This window comes from Rapidithrix thailandica (assembly GCF_039710355.1).
Classification (GTDB): domain Bacteria; phylum Bacteroidota; class Bacteroidia; order Cytophagales; family Flammeovirgaceae; genus Rapidithrix; species Rapidithrix thailandica.
This window is the reverse complement of the sequence record NZ_JBDKWZ010000004.1, coordinates 159,627-177,039: the sequence shown is the minus strand read 5'-3', so window position 1 is coordinate 177,039 and position 17,413 is coordinate 159,627. Positions and strand designations below refer to the sequence as shown.

Annotated in this window: 16 protein-coding genes; 5 read left to right on the top strand and 11 right to left on the bottom strand. The window is 41.8% G+C overall.

Annotated elements, in window-relative coordinates:
* Positions 1–20 precede the first annotated feature (20 nt).
* The 4 genes from AAG747_RS08490 to AAG747_RS08475 all read right to left on the bottom strand — a co-directional run bounded on the left by AAG747_RS08490 (position 21) and on the right by AAG747_RS08475 (position 4,514).
* Positions 21–422 (bottom strand): response regulator, encoded by a 402-nt coding sequence (locus AAG747_RS08490; RefSeq protein WP_346820726.1) that lies wholly within the window; start codon positions 420–422, stop codon positions 21–23.
* Between the two features lie 388 nt (positions 423–810).
* Entirely contained in the window at positions 811–2,124 is a 1,314-nt protein-coding gene (nqrF, locus tag AAG747_RS08485) for an NADH:ubiquinone reductase (Na(+)-transporting) subunit F (protein ID WP_346820725.1), read from the bottom strand.
* A 147-nt stretch (positions 2,125–2,271) separates the two neighbouring features.
* Positions 2,272–3,585, bottom strand: coding sequence for an ABC transporter permease (locus AAG747_RS08480; RefSeq protein WP_346820724.1), 1,314 nt, complete (start codon positions 3,583–3,585; stop codon positions 2,272–2,274).
* Positions 3,582–4,514, bottom strand: coding sequence for an ABC transporter ATP-binding protein (locus AAG747_RS08475; protein ID WP_346820723.1), 933 nt, complete (start codon positions 4,512–4,514; stop codon positions 3,582–3,584). The genes AAG747_RS08480 and AAG747_RS08475 overlap by 4 nt, the downstream gene beginning before the upstream one ends.
* A gap of 365 nt (positions 4,515–4,879) precedes the next feature.
* On the opposite strand from AAG747_RS08475, the gene AAG747_RS08470 reads away from it, so the two are divergent.
* Positions 4,880–5,077 (top strand): hypothetical protein, encoded by a 198-nt coding sequence (locus AAG747_RS08470; RefSeq protein ID WP_346820722.1) that lies wholly within the window; start codon positions 4,880–4,882, stop codon positions 5,075–5,077.
* A gap of 109 nt (positions 5,078–5,186) precedes the next feature.
* Here AAG747_RS08470 and fabG read toward each other — a convergent pair whose 3' ends face one another.
* From fabG to AAG747_RS08455, 3 genes are all read right to left on the bottom strand, one after another.
* On the bottom strand, positions 5,187–5,933 hold the full coding sequence (gene fabG / locus AAG747_RS08465) for a 3-oxoacyl-[acyl-carrier-protein] reductase (RefSeq protein WP_346820721.1): 747 nt from the start codon (positions 5,931–5,933) through the stop codon (positions 5,187–5,189).
* Positions 5,934–6,115: 182 nt separating this feature from the next.
* Positions 6,116–6,298 carry a PspC domain-containing protein gene (locus AAG747_RS08460; protein ID WP_346820720.1) on the bottom strand — a complete coding sequence of 61 codons (183 nt, stop codon included), beginning with the start codon at positions 6,296–6,298 and terminating at the stop codon, positions 6,116–6,118.
* A gap of 72 nt (positions 6,299–6,370) precedes the next feature.
* Positions 6,371–7,456, bottom strand: a complete 1,086-nt coding sequence (locus AAG747_RS08455; RefSeq protein ID WP_346820719.1) for a WD40/YVTN/BNR-like repeat-containing protein — start codon at positions 7,454–7,456, stop codon at positions 6,371–6,373.
* Between the two features lie 184 nt (positions 7,457–7,640).
* Between AAG747_RS08455 and AAG747_RS08450 the strand changes: the two genes are divergently transcribed.
* The 3 genes from AAG747_RS08450 to htpG all read left to right on the top strand — a co-directional run bounded on the left by AAG747_RS08450 (position 7,641) and on the right by htpG (position 12,113).
* The gene (locus tag AAG747_RS08450; RefSeq protein ID WP_346820718.1) at positions 7,641–8,213 is read left to right on the top strand and encodes a gluconate 2-dehydrogenase subunit 3 family protein; all 573 of its coding nucleotides are present in this window, start codon (positions 7,641–7,643) and stop codon (positions 8,211–8,213) included.
* 60 nt (positions 8,214–8,273) lie between these two features.
* On the top strand, positions 8,274–9,971 hold the full coding sequence (locus tag AAG747_RS08445; RefSeq protein ID WP_346820717.1) for a GMC oxidoreductase: 1,698 nt from the start codon (positions 8,274–8,276) through the stop codon (positions 9,969–9,971).
* Between the two features lie 270 nt (positions 9,972–10,241).
* Positions 10,242–12,113 (top strand): molecular chaperone HtpG, encoded by a 1,872-nt coding sequence (htpG, locus tag AAG747_RS08440; RefSeq protein WP_346820716.1) that lies wholly within the window; start codon positions 10,242–10,244, stop codon positions 12,111–12,113.
* 117 nt (positions 12,114–12,230) lie between these two features.
* On the opposite strand, the gene AAG747_RS08435 is transcribed toward htpG, so the two are convergent.
* Complete coding sequence (locus AAG747_RS08435) at positions 12,231–12,998, bottom strand: DUF4261 domain-containing protein (protein ID WP_346820715.1); 768 nt, start codon at positions 12,996–12,998, stop codon at positions 12,231–12,233.
* A gap of 882 nt (positions 12,999–13,880) precedes the next feature.
* On the opposite strand from AAG747_RS08435, the gene AAG747_RS08430 reads away from it, so the two are divergent.
* Positions 13,881–15,167 (top strand): pyridoxal phosphate-dependent aminotransferase, encoded by a 1,287-nt coding sequence (locus AAG747_RS08430; RefSeq protein ID WP_346820714.1) that lies wholly within the window; start codon positions 13,881–13,883, stop codon positions 15,165–15,167.
* A 110-nt stretch (positions 15,168–15,277) separates the two neighbouring features.
* Here AAG747_RS08430 and AAG747_RS08425 read toward each other — a convergent pair whose 3' ends face one another.
* The 3 genes from AAG747_RS08425 to AAG747_RS08415 form a co-directional block, all read right to left on the bottom strand.
* Complete coding sequence (locus tag AAG747_RS08425) at positions 15,278–15,820, bottom strand: hypothetical protein (RefSeq protein WP_346820713.1); 543 nt, start codon at positions 15,818–15,820, stop codon at positions 15,278–15,280.
* A 122-nt stretch (positions 15,821–15,942) separates the two neighbouring features.
* Complete coding sequence (locus AAG747_RS08420; protein WP_346820712.1) at positions 15,943–16,692, bottom strand: FecR family protein; 750 nt, start codon at positions 16,690–16,692, stop codon at positions 15,943–15,945.
* Positions 16,693–16,699: 7 nt separating this feature from the next.
* The gene (locus AAG747_RS08415) at positions 16,700–17,350 is read right to left on the bottom strand and encodes an outer membrane beta-barrel protein (protein ID WP_346820711.1); all 651 of its coding nucleotides are present in this window, start codon (positions 17,348–17,350) and stop codon (positions 16,700–16,702) included.
* Between the last annotated feature and the right edge of the window lie 63 nt (positions 17,351–17,413).

The following is a 17,413-nucleotide window of genomic DNA, read 5'->3' as shown; positions in this document are numbered from 1 at the left end:
ATCAACTTCAAGATCTTGCTTTATAGAGTTAAGTGCGGGGTAATTTTCCCTAATACTTCTACAAACTCAGAAAACTCGAGAGGTTTACTGAGGTATTTCACCGAACCCAACTCCACACTCCGGATAATGTCTGTTAACTCATCGGAAGAAGTCAAAACAAACACCGGCAAACTACAGGTGCGCTTATCTTCCCGGATCATTCTCAAAACTTCCATCCCATGTACTTTAGGCATTTGTAAATCCAATAATACTACTTCCGGAGAGTTGCCTTCTTGCTTCTCTCCAAAAAGATACTGAATAGCCTCTTCACCATCTTTTGCCACTACGATATCATGAAATATTTTGTTCTTTCTCAGTGCCAAAAGGATAAACTCAACATCTTCCGGGTTATCCTCTACTAATAATATGTATTTTTCATTCATAACAAATACTATGTTCTCTAAATATAAGAGAATTGGTTTATGAGAGATTATTGTCGTTCAAAATTATTTGAGCACCCTATTCAAAGGTATATTAAAATTTACATTGTTTTAAAATAGAAAGGAAATAATTCAAGTGAAATTCACTTTGATAAGACAAAAAGAACACGTCTTTTAGACAGGCGGGATAATTCATTCAAGGAATTTTAATCTAACCAACTGATTCAATGCACAATACACTGAAAAACATTCTCTTGAACAGTTATTCTAAGCAAAAATATTTCTAGGGTTTCATCAGGTAATTTCTACGTTTGGAGTATAAGGATTATTCAAACAAAAAACGGTCAGCACAAAGGCTGACCGAAGGGATTTCATTGATATAATTCAGGTATTATCCTCCAAAATCGTCAAACGATACATTTTCCGGTGGAATACCAAAATCGTCACACATCTTGATTACAGCTGCGTTCATCATTGGAGGCCCACAGAAGTAAAATTCAATTTCTTCCGGTTCAGAATGGTGTTTCAAGTAGTTGTCAATCAACACTTGGTGAATGAACCCTACATATCCTTCGCCTTCTTTGTCATCGATATCTTTCTTCACTGTCCACTTATCTTCCGGCAATGGTTCAGAAAGTGCAATATGATAACTAAAGTTAGGAAATTCTTTTTCGATTTTACGGAAGTGCTCCGTGTAGAAAAGCTCTCTTCTGGAACGGCCACCGTACCAGAAAGAAACCTTCCGGTTAGATTTTAACGTATGGAATAAGTGGAAGATATGCGAACGCAACGGAGCCATACCTGCCCCACCCCCTACGTAGATCATTTCCTTACCGGTATCTTTGATAAAGAACTCTCCGTAAGGTCCGGAAATCGTTACTTTGTCCCCGGGTTTTCTAGAGAAAACATAAGAAGAACAAATTCCAGGATTTACGTCCATCCAAGTATTTTTTGCTCTATCCCAAGGTGGCGTGGCAATACGGATATTCAACATGACAATGTTTCCTTCCGCAGGGTGGTTGGCCATAGAGTAAGCCCGGAAAATAGGCTCATCATTTTTCATTTTCAAGCTCCAGAGGCCGAATTTGTCCCATTCAGGGCGGAACTTGTCCGGACCGGCCGGGTCTTCCGGATGAGGAGCAATTTCCATGGTGCTGAAATCCACATGACAAGTAGGTACATCAATTTGGATATATCCTCCTGATTGGAAATCGAGCGTTTCTCCTTCCGGTAATTTCACGACAAACTCCTTGATAAAAGTAGCCACGTTGTAGTTGGAAACCACTTCGCACTCCCACTTTTTAATTCCGAAAATTTCTTCCGGAATGCGGATTTTCATGTCGTTTTTAACCTTTACTTGGCAAGCCAAACGCACGTTTTCTTGCTGTTCTGCTCTTGATAAGTGACCTACTTCTGTAGGCAGCACATCTCCCCCACCTTCGTCTACCTGGCATTTACACATGGCACAAGTACCACCACCTCCGCAAGCAGATGGCAAAAAGATCTTCTGGCCTGATAAGGTTGTCAATAGCGTAGACCCCGCAGAAGTAACCACAGGATTGTCTTCGTCTCCGTTAATGACAATTTTCACATCACCAGATTGTACTAGCTTTGATTGTGCAAAAAGCAACAGGATTACCAATAGTATAATTACTATGGCAAATGCTATGATGGATGAGATAATTGTAGCTGATGTCAACTCCATTTGTGTGATAAATTATAATAGTAGTCAGACTTCGAATTCAGAAGCAAATATACTTCAAAGGTTGTTGATTAAAAATTATTTTAAAGGAATGTCAGGACATACCCAAAATTTTTACACACGAGGCTTTCCCGAAGCCGTTTCATGGTTTTAAAATTTGAAAAATAACCACTTGGATAATTCCCTGTAGGTCACCTTTTTACCGTACATCAGGATTCCCACCCGGTAAATACGGGCAGCCACCCAGGTAGTTGCAATAAATCCCAACACCAATAGGCCCATAGAAAGTAATAACTCCCAGGAAAATCCAATAAAAGGCAACCGGATCATCATCACCACCGGGGAAGTAAAGGGAATCATGGACATCCAAAAGGCGATCATTCCGTTGGGTTCGGTAATAATTGCTCCGGACATGACGATGGATAAAATCAACGGCAGAGTCACTGGCAACATAAATTGTTGTGAGTCGGTCTCCGAATCCACAGCCGCCCCAATAGCCCCGAACAGAGCCGCATACATCAAATAGCCAAAGAGAAAATAAAAGACAAAGGCAATGACTATAAACACATAATCGATGGTGAGTAAGCCCTTCACAAATTCGCTGTCCATGGGATTGCTCTGTATCTCTTGGTTTAATTGTGTTTGGATCAACTCGGATTTATTGATGGGAAGATCGGCATAATCCACGCCCACCACGGAGGTAATCACCCCGGTAATGACCAGTCCTAACAACACCCAAATAAGGATTTGGGTCAGCCCTACTCCTGCAATACCCAAAATTTTCCCCATCATCAATTGAAAGGGTTTCACAGATGAAATCATCACTTCCACAATCCGGTTTGATTTCTCTTCGATAATTCCCCGCATCACCTGGGCTCCATACAAAAAGGTAAACATATAAATTAAAATCCCACCAAAAGCGCCTACCACCGTAGCGGCAATTGCACTTTGTTTTTCTTCTCCTCCTCCGTTTAAACTAATGATATTGATCTTTACATTCGTTTTGAGTTGTTGCAACACCTGTACATCCACCCCCGAACGCTTCAGTTTGATATCTCTTATTTCCTTTTCTATGGTATTTTCAATATCGTTTTGTAAAAGGCTGGAAATTCCTTTTTCCGAAAAGATCGAGATGCCTTTGGGATGCTCTATATTCAAATCGGGAATATATAAAAGGGCATCGTAAGAGCTTCCTTTAAAGTTTTCCTTGACTTGTTGAAAATCGGAGGAGAGTTCCTCAAAAACGAATGTAATCTTGTCCGAATCGTGAAATTTATCGATAAATAAACCACTCTCATCCACCACTTTAATCACTTTCTCCTCATTGTTGTACACCGCTAATAAAAAAGGTACGGCATACAAGGCCGCAATCAAAAGCGGCCCGATAATGGACATGGCAATAAATGACTTTTTGCGCACACGGGTGATGTATTCCCGGCTGATAATTAGAAAAATCTTGTTCACTTTATGACTAGTTTTTGAGGGACCTGACTTTGATTTACTGTCTCGATAAAGATATCATTAATCGAAGGAATATCCTCTTTCAAACCACATACGGTGGTAAAACCGGTAAACAGACTGAGCAACGCATTAGTATCGATATGAGGATCTAACTTGATCCGGGACCTGAAAAAACCGTCTTCATGCCGGTTGGAAGCAATTACCTGATAGCCTGCGGGCAACAGAGGTAATTCGGCCTGGGTATCGACAATAAATGTATTGGAACGGTAAGCTTCTTTGATATCCTTCTTTTTGCCATCCAGCACCTTTTTCGACTTGTTGAGCAAAGCCATATAATCGCACAGTTCCTCCACCGATTCCATACGGTGTGTGGAAAAGATAATGGTGGCCCCCTTGTCTCTCAACTGTAATATTTCTTCTTTAATAATGTTCGCATTGATGGGATCGAAACCGGAAAAAGGTTCGTCCAAAATCAACAATTCCGGCTCGTGCAATACCGTAGCGATAAACTGCACTTTTTGTTGCATCCCTTTGGACAGTTCCTCTACGGTTTTGTTCCACCAAGATCCGATTTCAAATTTATCAATCCAGTATTTTAATTTCCGCTTGACTTCCGCTTTGCGAAGCCCTTTCAGTTGACTGAGGTAAATCAACTGCTCCCCCACTTTCATTTTTTTATACAAACCCCGTTCTTCCGGCAAATATCCTATTTTGCTAACATGGTGGGGGGCCAGTTTTTCTTCTTGAAAATACACCCGTCCTTCATCTGCCGCAGTGATTTGTGTTATAATCCGGATCAGTGAAGTTTTTCCGGCCCCATTCGGTCCCAACAGCCCAAATATGCTTCCTGTGGGAATGGTTATGCTCACATCATCCAATGCTACGTGTTCGGAGTACCGCTTTGTAATATGTTCTGTCTTGATCAGTTCCAAGTGGCCTTTTTTCTATTTAGTGGTTAATGAGTTTAATTTTCTCTTCTCTTCGAAGATAGAGATTATCCCTTAGAGTCTGTTTAAATTTCATTCTTTGGAATCAAAATTTCTGATTCCGGCATCCTTTTTTCTTCAAAGCCCCCTTTTTCAATAAGAGCTTTCTAAAAAACTAAATTCTGAATGTTCATTCGGTAACTATGAATGAAAACATACTCTTCATTGGTTTTCCTGGAAAGGATTCCAAACATTTATGTGTATTTAAACAGTGTTCCGCATTTGCCTCATCGTAGACAGATTTGCGGAACTCTCAATAAAAAACCGCTGTTTGATTGTTATAAGGTAAATTATACGTAATTTGATCAGATATGAAACGTCAAAAAGAAAAAAATAAAAAACGACCCAAAGTACACCCTGACCTTTCCGGGTTTGATATTAAAATCAACTCTTCCGGTGAAATTGAAAGCACTTATTCCATAGACCAGTTGAACCAGTTTTTGAACAAAGCCGTGATAGATAAAAAATTAAAAGACCGGGATGATTTAGATGTCAAACGGGATGATTAAGTATTCAGCGCAAAAAGCTTTTGTTATTTGTTAAAAGCTAAAACCTATACTTCAACAAAAAAGGGGCTGTCCGGCCCCTTTTGCTTTATCTTATTTTCCCACTCACCTCTTAGGTATTCATTCCCCCGTTGATTTCCACAACTTGTCCGGTGATGTAGGTAGACATATCGGAACCCAAAAAAGCCACTGCTTCTGCGACTTCAATAGCCGTACCGGGTCGTTTCAACGGGATTCCTTCTTTCCATTCGTCCACCACTTTCTCATCCAACTGGGCCGTCATTTCAGTTTCGATAAATCCGGGAGCGACTACGTTCGCCCGGATATTTCTGGATCCTAACTCCAGAGCTACGGATTTTGTAAAACCAATGATCCCGGCTTTGGAAGCCGCATAGTTCGCTTGTCCGGCATTGCCTCTTACCCCTACTACGGAACTGATATTGACAATCGAGCCTTTTTTCTGTTTCATCATCGAACGGGTAGCCGCTTTGGTCAAGTTGAAAACAGATTTCAAGTTGACGCGAATAACATCGTCAAACTGTTCTTCTGACATACGCATCAACAAACCGTCTTTGGTAATTCCGGCATTGTTGACCAATACATCCAAAGAACCGAAATCCTCCAAATAATTCTTGATCAAATCTTCAGCAGCGGCAAAATCGGAAGCATCCGAGCGGAATCCTTTGGCTTTTACGCCTAAGTCGCTCAATTCCTTTTCCAAAGCCTGTCCTTTTTCCACACTTGACAAATAGGTAAAAGCCACATTGGCCCCTAATTCAGCAAACTTTAAAGCAATTGCTCTTCCGATGCCTTTAGAGGCTCCGGTAATCAATGCACTTTTTCCTTCTAGTAGTTTCATTTGTATTTTGTAAAATTTCTAACTCTATTTACCACTGCGAATTTGGAAAATTTTCGTTAAACACACAATTTAGAGTCCAAAGAGATCGCAACTCCTCTACGGAGTATACAATCACTAAGACATAAAAAAACCGTGGAAAGCACGATGTTTTCCACGGTAAAATATATGTTTATTTGCACTTATCAATATTCATTAGGCATAATCAAGGCCAGGATTACATATATTAGTACCGGTGATCCCACTCCAAAAACGGACGCTATTACAAATACTATCCGGACAATGGTAGAGTCGAGATTCAAATATTTAGCAATTCCGCCACAAACGCCAAACAATACTTTGTCAAAGGAAGATTTTACTAGTTTCATAGTTCTTTTGATGGTTCGTTATTTTTGACACTAATTCTATACTTACATTTCACGCAAGCAGGCCCATCAAGGTTACAAAGCAGGTTTTTTCTCACTCTTTTCCTTTATCAACAGTTGCATCACTTTTCCATCAGCCCCGGAAGTCCAAGCCACTCCCCCCTCCGGAGCAAAGGCTACTGCATGTTGCCCTTCTTTCGAAAAGTTTTGCCAGCTATTTCCTTGATCCAAAGAATAATCCATACCTGAAGTTCCTACCGCCAAAGCCACCTTCTGTCCCCCTGTTTTTCCAAGCGCCAAGCCGGAACGGTAACCGGCCGTAGTACCTTCCAGAGAAAGGAGGCTCCAAGTCTTTCCTCCGTCAGTTGTATGCATTGCATTCGCCTTTTGCAAGGTATCTTGTAAATAGTTACCCCCTACGGCAAGTCCTTCTTTATCATTCCAAAATGCCAAAGAGAAAATTCCGGTAGAGGCTTCCCCCTGTAGCATCGGGGTATTGGCCACTTCCCAACTTTTTCCCTTATCAACCGAGTGAAATACCCGGGATGCTTTGCCCCCTGTTCCTATCCATATATGCCCGGGGGGTAACACAGTCAAACAAGTACCACTGGCAGCAAACCCCGCCTCCCCTTCTTTTGTTTCTGGCCGCTCTGTTTCTGTAAATTCCTCCCAAGTATTTCCTTGGTCCTGAGTCCGGATCATCAATAATTTTCCATCTACCGGATCGCTAAACGCTACGCCTTCTTGATTGTCCCAAAAGTCCATCGCATCAAAAAAAACACCCTGCGTAGTGTTTTCATATCTCAGGACCCAGGACTTGCCACCATCTTCCGTTTTATAAACTCTGGCGGGCAACCCGGCCGAAAGGATTACGGCCACGTTTTCATTAAAAGCTTCAATATCCCTGAAATCTAAGGAATCCGCTCCCGGTACAGAGCAATCCTGCCAGGATGTCCCCCCATCTACAGTACGAATCACCGTTCCTCCACTTCCACTGGCCCATACTACAGAAGTAGTTACCACCGAAAGCCCTCTCAAGCTGGCTGTAGTAGGGGTTTCTTGAAGATGCAATTCCAAGGAAACCCCTTTATTTTCCTCAGGCTTGTTGTTGCCCGTACAGGCGATGAGAAAGCTTAATATAACGAAAAGACAATATTTCATTTGATCGTATTTTTTAAGGTGATTTTCTTCAATTACAATTACACTTTACAGGAATTTCAAGCAACTAATTTCATAAGCTGTACAGAATAATAGTACAAACCGCTTGTAGTCATGCTGAAAATAAGTAAATTTTAGAAGCAAAATAAAAACAATATTCTATTTAAACATGAAACCATAAAATATTATGGACAGAAGAGAAGTACTTAAACGCGTGGGCATCCTGATGGGAGGAACACTTTCCGCACCTGCCATTGCCAGCATTCTTTCCGGGTGTCAACCCACCCAAAAACTGGACTGGACCCCCGTATTTTTTACAGAAGAGCAAGCAACGTTGCTGGCTGAACTGACCGAACTTATTATTCCAACTACCGACACTCCTGGTGCCAAAGCTGCCCATGTTCCCGAATTCATCGATTTGGCATTACAAAAATGCTATTCTCAAGAAGAACAACAAGCGTTTGTAGAAGGGCTAAACACCTTGAACGGAGAATGTCAAGAGCAATTCGGAGACTCCTTTTTGAAATGTACACTCGAACAGCAAAAAGAAGCATTGACCCAAAATGCTGAAAAAGCCCAATCAACGTCCGAAGACCCTTCTGCCAAAAAGGCTTTCTTTTTTCAATTGAAAGAACTCACCTTATTGGGCTACTTCACTTCGGAACCCGGGGCAACCCAAGCCCTGGAATACCTGGCCATCCCTGGCGAATTTAACCCTTGTTTTACCATAGAGGAAGGTCAAAAAGCCTGGGCTACCTAATGCACTGTAACGAAATGAAGCGCAAGCTTCAGTCAAACTAACCCAAACCGATAGTAAATTATGAATTTGAATATAAAAGCTAAACAAGAAAATACATACGATGCCATTGTAGTAGGCTCGGGAATCAGTGGAGGATGGGCTGCTAAAGAGCTTTGCGAAAAAGGATTAAAAACATTAATGTTAGAGCGGGGAAGAAATATTCAGCATATCAAAGATTACACTACGGCCATGAAAAACCCCTGGGAGTTTCCTCTCCGGGGAAAATTGACCACGAAAGAAAAAGAAAACAGCCCGGTACAACAGCGTACCTATGCTTTTACCGAGCAAACCAAACATTTGTTTGTCAATGACAAAGAAAACCCCTACACCGAAGAACAGCGTTTTGACTGGATCCGAGGCTACCATGTAGGTGGCCGTTCTTTGATGTGGGGGCGACAATCGTACCGCTGGAGTGAAATGGATTTTGCCGCCAATGCCCAAGACGGTATTGCTGTGGATTGGCCCATACGTTATAAAGACCTCGCTCCTTGGTATGACTATGTAGAGTCTTTTGTTGGCATCAGTGGGCAAGCCGAAGGTCTGTCACAACTACCGGACGGCAAATTCCTCCCGCCTATGGAAATGAACTGCCTGGAAAAGCATGTGGCTCAGAAAATACGGGAAAACTATACGGACCGGATCATGACCATTGGCCGTACAGCCAATTTGACACAACCACACAATGGCCGTGGGCAGTGTATGTATCGAAACCGTTGTATCCGAGGGTGCCCTTACGGAGCTTATTTCAGCACACAATCCTCCACCTTACCGGCTGCTCAAAAAACCGGTAACCTGACCTTAAGGCCTCACTCGATTGTCAACGAGATTATTTATGATGCAGAAAAGAAACGGGCTGTGGGAGTGCGCATTATCGATGCCGAAAGCAGTGAAGTCATGGAATACTATGCAAAAATTATTTTCCTGAATGCCTCAACCTTGGGCACCACATCCATTCTGTTAAACTCCCAGAGTGAATACTTCCCCAATGGTTTTGGAAATTCCAGTGGTCAGGTAGGGCAAAACCTGATGGACCACCATTTCATGCTTGGCGCTGCCGGGGAATACGATGGCTTTTCGGATCAATATTACAAAGGCAGACGTCCGAATGGCATTTATATTCCGCGATTCAGAAACATTGAAGAGCAAAGAACTGATTATATCCGGGGCTTTGGCTATCAAGGTGGGGCCAGTCGTACCGGATGGGGTAGCGGCAACCAAGGGACTGAATTCGGAGCGGAATTTAAAGATTCTCTGACCCAACCCGGTCCTTGGCGAATGGGCCTGATTGGTTTTGGTGAGTGTCTTCCGTATGAAGAAAATAAGGTAACCCTCAATAAAAATGTCGTAGACAAATGGGGACAGCCGACCTTATCCATCAATTGTTCATTTAAAGAAAATGAAATGACCATGCGTAAAGACATAAAGGAATCCGCCGCGGAAATGTTGGAAACGGCAGGGATCAAAAATGTACAGACGTATGATTATGGCGCATCTCCGGGCTTAGGTATTCATGAGATGGGTACGGCCCGTATGGGAAAAGATCCGAAAACGTCCGTCTTAAATGCCTTTAATCAAATGCATGATGTTCCCAATGTATTTATTACGGATGGTTCTTGTATGACCTCCTCTGCTTGTCAAAACCCTTCCCTCACCTATATGGCTTTAACTGCCAGAGCTTGTGATTATGCGGTGAAAGAGCTTAAAAAGAGGAATCTTTAAGCTTGCAAAATACTAAAAAAACTGCCGGGAGGATAGACCTGCCACCCACTTGTTGACCTCCCGGTAGTTGATTACTGCCCATCTTGTCATACCGGCTTCTCTTCCCGAAGGGCTCTTTGTCATATTTCCTGTCAAAATTTCCGCCTTGATTGCCTGGAATAGTATTTGAAAAACCCGGAAGAAAGAAGCGCTGCTACTCCATGCAATGCTTTGGCAGAAAAGATAAAATATATTTAAGATTTTTTCACTGAATAAAACTAAAAGACAATCATGCAAGAGAAAGGTACGATTTCGGTAAATACCGAGAATATTTTTCCGATTATCAAAAAGTTTCTTTACTCTGATCACGAAATATTTTTAAGGGAACTGGTTTCTAATGCCGTAGATGCTACGCAGAAGGTAGAGAAACTGGCTGCCATGGGGGAATATAGTGGCGATTTGGGAGATACCAAGGTCCGGGTTGCAATTGATAAAGAGGCCAAAACCATTACCATCAGCGACCGGGGAATCGGTATGACTGCCGAGGAAATCAAAAAGTACATCAATCAGATTGCTTTTTCCGGAGCTACGGAATTTTTAGAAAAATACAAAGATGCGGACACCAGCCAAATCATTGGTAAGTTCGGATTAGGTTTCTATTCGGCCTTTATGGTGGCGAATAAGGTAGAAATCATCACCCAATCGTATAAGGAAGGGACGCAGGCCGCACACTGGGAATGTACCGGCACTACGGATTTTGAAATCAAGCAAGCCGAAAAAACAGAACGGGGCACGGATATCATTTTGCATGTAAATGAGGATAGCCTGGAGTTTTTGGAAGACCATCGCATCGAAGGCATTCTGAAAAAATACTGTAAATTCTTACCTGTACAAATCGTATTCGGAACGCGCGAAGTCAGCGAAAAAGGCGAAGACGACAAAGAGCAAAAAGTACAGAAGGACAATATTATCAACAACACAGAGCCTCTGTGGGTAAAAACTCCTAATGATCTGAAAGAGGAGGACTACCTGAACTTCTACAGAGAACTCTATCCGCTTTCGGAAGATCCCTTGTTCTGGATTCACCTCAATGTGGACTATCCTTTTAACCTGACCGGTGTATTGTATTTCCCTAAGGTTAAAAATGACCTTACCCTGCACAAAGATAAAATTCAATTATACTCTCGCCAGGTATTCATCACCGATGAAGTAAAAGACATCGTTCCTGAATTCCTGATGTTAATGCACGGGGTGATCGATTCTCCGGACATTCCGTTGAATGTATCGCGAAGCTACTTGCAATCGGATAGTAATGTAAAGAAAATCAACAATTACATTACCAAAAAAGTAGCGGACAAACTGCACGACTTGTTTAAGTCTGACAGACAAGGGTTTGAAGAGAAGTGGGAAAGCATTGGTTTATTTGTGAAATACGGTATGATTGCCGAAGAGAAATTTTATGACAAAGCCAAAAACTTCTCTCTGCTGCAAAGTGTCAACGACGACAAATACTACACGGTGGAAGAATACCTCACTAAAATAGAGCCTACCCAAACAGACAAAGACCAAACGCGGGTATTACTGTATACCAATGAAGAAGGCAAACAAGATACTTACATTCAGTCGGCAAAAAACAAAGGCTATGATGTATTGCGTTTGGACGGCCCGTTGGACAGTCACTTTATCGGTACGATCGAGAGCAAATTTGAAAAAGTAAGCTTAAAGCGGGTTGATGCTGATATTGTCGAACGCTTGATCGATAAGGGGGAGAAAGTAGAGTCTGTTTTAAGCAAAAGCGAAGAAGAAAAGATTGTGGAAATCTTCAAAAAAGCCTTGAATAACGACAAGCTGGACTTAAAGGTAGAGGCCCTTCCGGCCGATGATATGCCTGTGACCATCACTTTGCCTGAATTTATGCGAAGAATGGAAGAAATGGCCAAATCAGGTGGTGGGATGAATATGTTTGGTGCAATGCCCGTACAAGAAAACATCGCCATCAATGGAAACCATTCTATGATTGGTAAAATTCTGAAATCGGAAAACGAGGAAGAACAACAGCAATTGGTAAAACAGGCATATGACCTGGCCTTATTGTCACAAAATAAATTGAGTGGTGCTAGCTTGACATCCTTTATCAAGCGCAGTATTGAGATGTATTCTTAATCCTTAGCATTCATAGAAACAAGAAGGCCGTCATGATGACGGCCTTCTTGTTTTATAGTAACTCTTTCCAAAGAAATATTTCTCGATTATTCAAACCTGTACTTTAAGTACGCCTAACTAATAGGCCAGTTTCAAAGTTTTGCCTTCCAAACGCACCCCTTCCGAGTATTCCACTTTCACGGTTTGTTCGGCACAACTTCCGATACTTACCCCATCTTCCAAGATCACGTTGGATTGCATCACATAATAGGTCAGGTCATATAAAAAATGTGTCAATTCTTCCATGGATCGTCCGGAGTCCAGTACTTCAAATTCGGGGTAACCAAATTCCTGTAACCCGAACGTATAACCAAAATGCTTTTCTTCGGTTCTTCCCAAGCCGAAATACACCCAATTGTACAAAGGCAAACGATTTTCCAAAAGGCTCTTTGCTTCGTTCAAAAACACTTCTTTAGGCAACAAAAGAGTTTGCGTATGCATATACACTCCCAAAGCATTGGTTTGATGGAGTACGGAAGCGATTGCTTTGGTTAAAATAGAGTATTGCTTCACCTTTCCTCCATAGTTACCCAATACGGAAACCACCACATGCCCTTGATACCGTTCGATATCTTCTTGCACATTTTCCCAGAAATAAGCAATTTCCGCACATAATTCAATTTCTTCAGTGGAAACTTTCGAAGGAATATGCCCAAAAACAAGATTATGCTCTTCCAAAGCAACCACCAAAGCATTCTCATCCTGCTCAAATGACTGAACCTCCAATTGCCAATCTTCTTGCAATGCTCTTACTAATTTCTGACTATCAAAACCCATGGTATCTTCCAACAATACCATTCCAATTACCACATGATCATTTTCCAAAGATTGAGTGTTAGAAATCATAAAATTTATTAGGGATAAGAATAACCAGTTTCACATTTTGAATTGTTCACAAACACCAAGTGCGCACTAAAACCATACGTCACTTTCTGAAAACTGCCAGCGGATTGGCAAAGCACTCCTTCACACCGTTCTGTACACTTGCTTCTTTCTTTAACACAATTGGCAAGCCAAACCCGGTGTATTCCGTCAACAGTTGCAGGCTGCGGGGAACAGGATAAATGATTTATCTGTCATATAAAAAAGACAGGGAATATTTATCCGTTTTTTATGGGTAATTGCCGGTTTGAGTTTTCCTCAAAAAGCAATACCGGAAGTGCTTATTCTGCTACATTTGAAATGCTTCATCATATAGTAGAAAAGCCAAGCACTTTTTGAAAAAGGTAATCCACCTTCACGTTCAGTAGGTTTCACTCAACTATATGCCCTTGCAGAAAAATTTAAAATTGGCATTAGTTCATAATCCGGCAGTCCTGCTCTTTGTGAATCGGCCTGCAAAAGTAGCTCATTAAATCTAGACTCATTCATAATTACACTAAAATTATCTAATAAATACAAAGCTGCACCCAGGAACCCTCTAAATACCAATAGATTACAACACTTTCTTTCTTTTTTACATTTTCCTTTTATAAGCTTAACAAGCGAATTTACTACGGAAACTCTTTGTTGAGAAGAAAAAAATCCGCTTGGGCAATATTAACTTTTATCATTTTAAGTACATGTCAAATACCGGGTATATCAAGCCCTTCCACCCTATTTCCCTTTCAATAAAATTTAGCTTTTTTCATGAACTTTTCAAGCCTTGATACACTTCTTAAAAAAACCTCCTGAGGGGTTCACTTTTTCATCTGCAACTCAATTTGCGATCATAAACACATAGCAGCCATGATTTCCTCTGAGCATCCTAACTCCCTCAATTTGAATGTACGGGGCTTATCCCCTTCTGCCACCTTGGCCATCAACGAGAAAAGCAATGAACTCATCGCCCAAGGTAAAAAAGTGTATAAAATGGGTTTAGGACAATCTCCCTTTCCCGTACCCGAATCGGTCGTGGCCAAGCTTCGCGAATTTGCCCATGAAAAAGATTACTTGCCCGTAAAAGGCTTATACCCCTTACGCCAAACCCTTGCCCGTTTCAATCAACAAGAATACGGTATTGAATGCCGTGCGGAAGACATCATGATCGGTCCGGGTTCCAAAGAATTGATTTTCATCTTACAACTGGTGTATTATGGTGATTTGATCATCCCCGCTCCCGGTTGGGTATCCTATTCTCCACAAGCCCGTATCGTAGGCCGGAATGTACATATCCTACCCACAGAAGCTGCGAACCGTTGGCAAATGACCGCCGAACAGCTCGACTACCTGTGCCGGACAGACCCCTCCCGCCCGCGAGTGGTTATCTTAAACTACCCGGCCAACCCCACGGGATGCACGTATTCCCCAAAGTCTTTAGAAGAGATTGCGGAAGTAGCCAGAAAGTATAAAGTTATTCTTATTTCCGATGAAATTTACGGCCGTTTGCACTTTGAAGGCCTTCACCGTTCCATTGCCGAATTCTACCCGGAAGGCACCATCATCAGTAGCGGGCTTAGTAAATGGTGCGGTGCCGGAGGGTGGCGACTCGGTACGTTTAGTTTTCCGGCCAACTTGCACTGGCTCTTAGATGCCATGGCCATTGTCGCCTCAGAAACGTATACCTCTACCTCTGCCCCCATTCAATATGCAGCCATACGCGCCTTCGAAGGCGGTGCGGATATTGACCATTACCTACATCTTTCCAGGCAAATTCTCAAAAGAATTGCCACTCACTTAGTCCACCGGTTAACTCAATTAAACATTCAAGTAATGGAACCTGACGGGGCCTTTTATTTATTCATTGATTTTGAGCATTACCGGGATGCATTACAGAAAAAAAACATTTTCACTTCCGTAGAATTATGTAAGCAACTGTTAAAGGATACGGGCATCGCTTTCTTACCGGGCCATGACTTTGGCCGGAGTCCGGAGGAATTAACAAGCCGCTTGGCTTTTGTCAACTTTGAAGGAAAACATGCCCTGAACCACCATCAGATTTACCAAAACATGCCACTTGTGGAGTATATTCATAAAATTGCTCCTGAAGTAAAATCAGCGATGGACCAATTGGAAGCCTGGCTAATTGCTTTATAAGGGAAAAAGCTTTCACCCCATGAGTTAACTATTTTTCAATAAACCATATAAAAAAAGAGCTTGCTTGTGAAAACAAGCAAGCTCTTTTTGGAACAAGTATTTTAGCTTCTTTATACCCAAGAGATCAAAAATTCATCAAATTCGTCTCCGGCTTCCACATCCTTGACCAAGTCTACTTTTACTCCTCCGACACCTGCTTTTCGGATGAGGCCGTCAAGTACTCCTAATTGAAGCTTGCTGTTAAACGTTTGTGTACGCCTCATTTGAATAGAGTGTTCGGAAGATGCGGCAATCTCCCAACCTCGTTTTTCCGGATCCTGGATCATTGTTTCAGCCATTTTGATTAAGGTTTTCATAATTTCCAATGGCTTTGTGGATGTCGTAATGGCCCCGGAATCCAACATACCCTGGTAAATAGATTCCCCTACATTCCGTCCGACTCTGATCAAATTAAATTTCCCTAAATTTTCTTCAATCCATGCACACATCTCATTGTACACCTTAATTGGCACCTTGTTAAACGGCTCACTCAAGTCAAGTTCTTCAACCATTTGAAACAAGTCCGGGTATTCCTCTTTCTTATTCTCATAATTTTTCAGAATATCAGAAAGAAACAAGGCATACAATGTAACATTTTCTGTTGAATGATTCATTATTTTAAATGTATGTTATTGTTGAGATAAAAAAGTCACTACATACTATACGCAGGAATCTCAAAAAAGTATACCCATAATTCACCAGAAAGATATTTTTTTTACAAAAGGAAAAAGTGCTATTATTTACAATACTCTCCGGCAAGCAAATAAGTGCTTCCATCCTGATAGATTGCCGAATGAGCAAACTGTAAGGCTAAAACTTTCAATACTTCTTCTAATGAAGGTTTATGAAATGTACCGGAAAAAGTACAATTGTACAAAAGGGGGTTTTGTAAGCGGATTTGGATGTGAAAATAATTTTCCAAAACATTTAGTACATACCGCATATTCGCTTGAGAAAACACCAAACGCTTACTTCTCCAAGCCAACACATTCGGATCACGGTTAGGCTCCATGTATACTTTTCCGGTTTGTTGATCAAAAATCCCTGCCAGGCCAGGGCCTAGACGCAACTGCTCTTCGGATTGGGCTAATGTGCTTAACAATACTTGCCCGGTAACGGTGACCACCCGGCACACTTCTTCATGCTCTCGCGCTTGCACATCAAATATACCCTGGTAGGTAGCTGCTTTCAACTTTCCGTTCAATACCCGAAAGGGTTGTACCGATTGTTGCACCGTAAAATACCCTTCGCCCGAGAGTTTCACATCCCGGACTTCCTCCTTCCATTCTTGCGGATAGCTAAGAGAACTGTTGGCATTCAACCATACCGTAGAACTATCGGGCAAGACAATCAACCTTTCTTCCTGGTTGGCGGTTTTAACGGTAACCCATGTATCATCAGGGCTGATGGTACAGTGAGAGAACACAAACAATAGCCCGTAGAACGAGAGCCAACCTTTGAAAGAAATTTTACCTTGCCTTATCACAGATAGATCAATTATCAGTGGATGATTTTCCCAAAGGTATAAGATAAGAAATTCCTAATTTAAAAGCAGTATTATACGAGCGGTCTGGTGTGTTCGGCCGGAAGCGGTCCATCACATAATTTAACCCTACATTGTACTTTACATCGACTTGAATCATTCCTACTCCGATATCATACCCCAGCCCTCCTCCTCCTCCAACACCAAAATCAAACTTGGCATCCTGAGACTCATCATAAAGGTACACCGGAGTAGAGGTATCCGGTTCTGTCACTCCGCTCACACTATTGCGAATCGCCATCGCTCCGTACACCCCTAAATCGACAAATATTTTGAACTTATTTCCAAAAGAAATATGACTGTACATAGGCAATTCCAGGTAATCAATATGGTTTTGTACATTTTCCCCGGTATTGAAGTTTTGTTGCCAACCCTTCTGCACATAGTTCAGCTCCAACTGGATCCCAAAGTGTTTTTGTGACATATGCCGGAATACCAGGCCTCCTCCGGCCCCAATGATCTGAGCCGATTTGACAGAGGGGGTAATCAGACTACTGCTGGCACTGGCAAAGCCACTCCCTCCTATCCACGTTTGACCTTTAACATAATGTACTCCGCCAAGTAGTAAGAATATGATCAATAATTTTTTGAATCCCTGCATGTAGATAATATTGGTTATGCTTAAAGCAGCAATAATAGGAAATGCCTTTTTCAATCTGGCAAA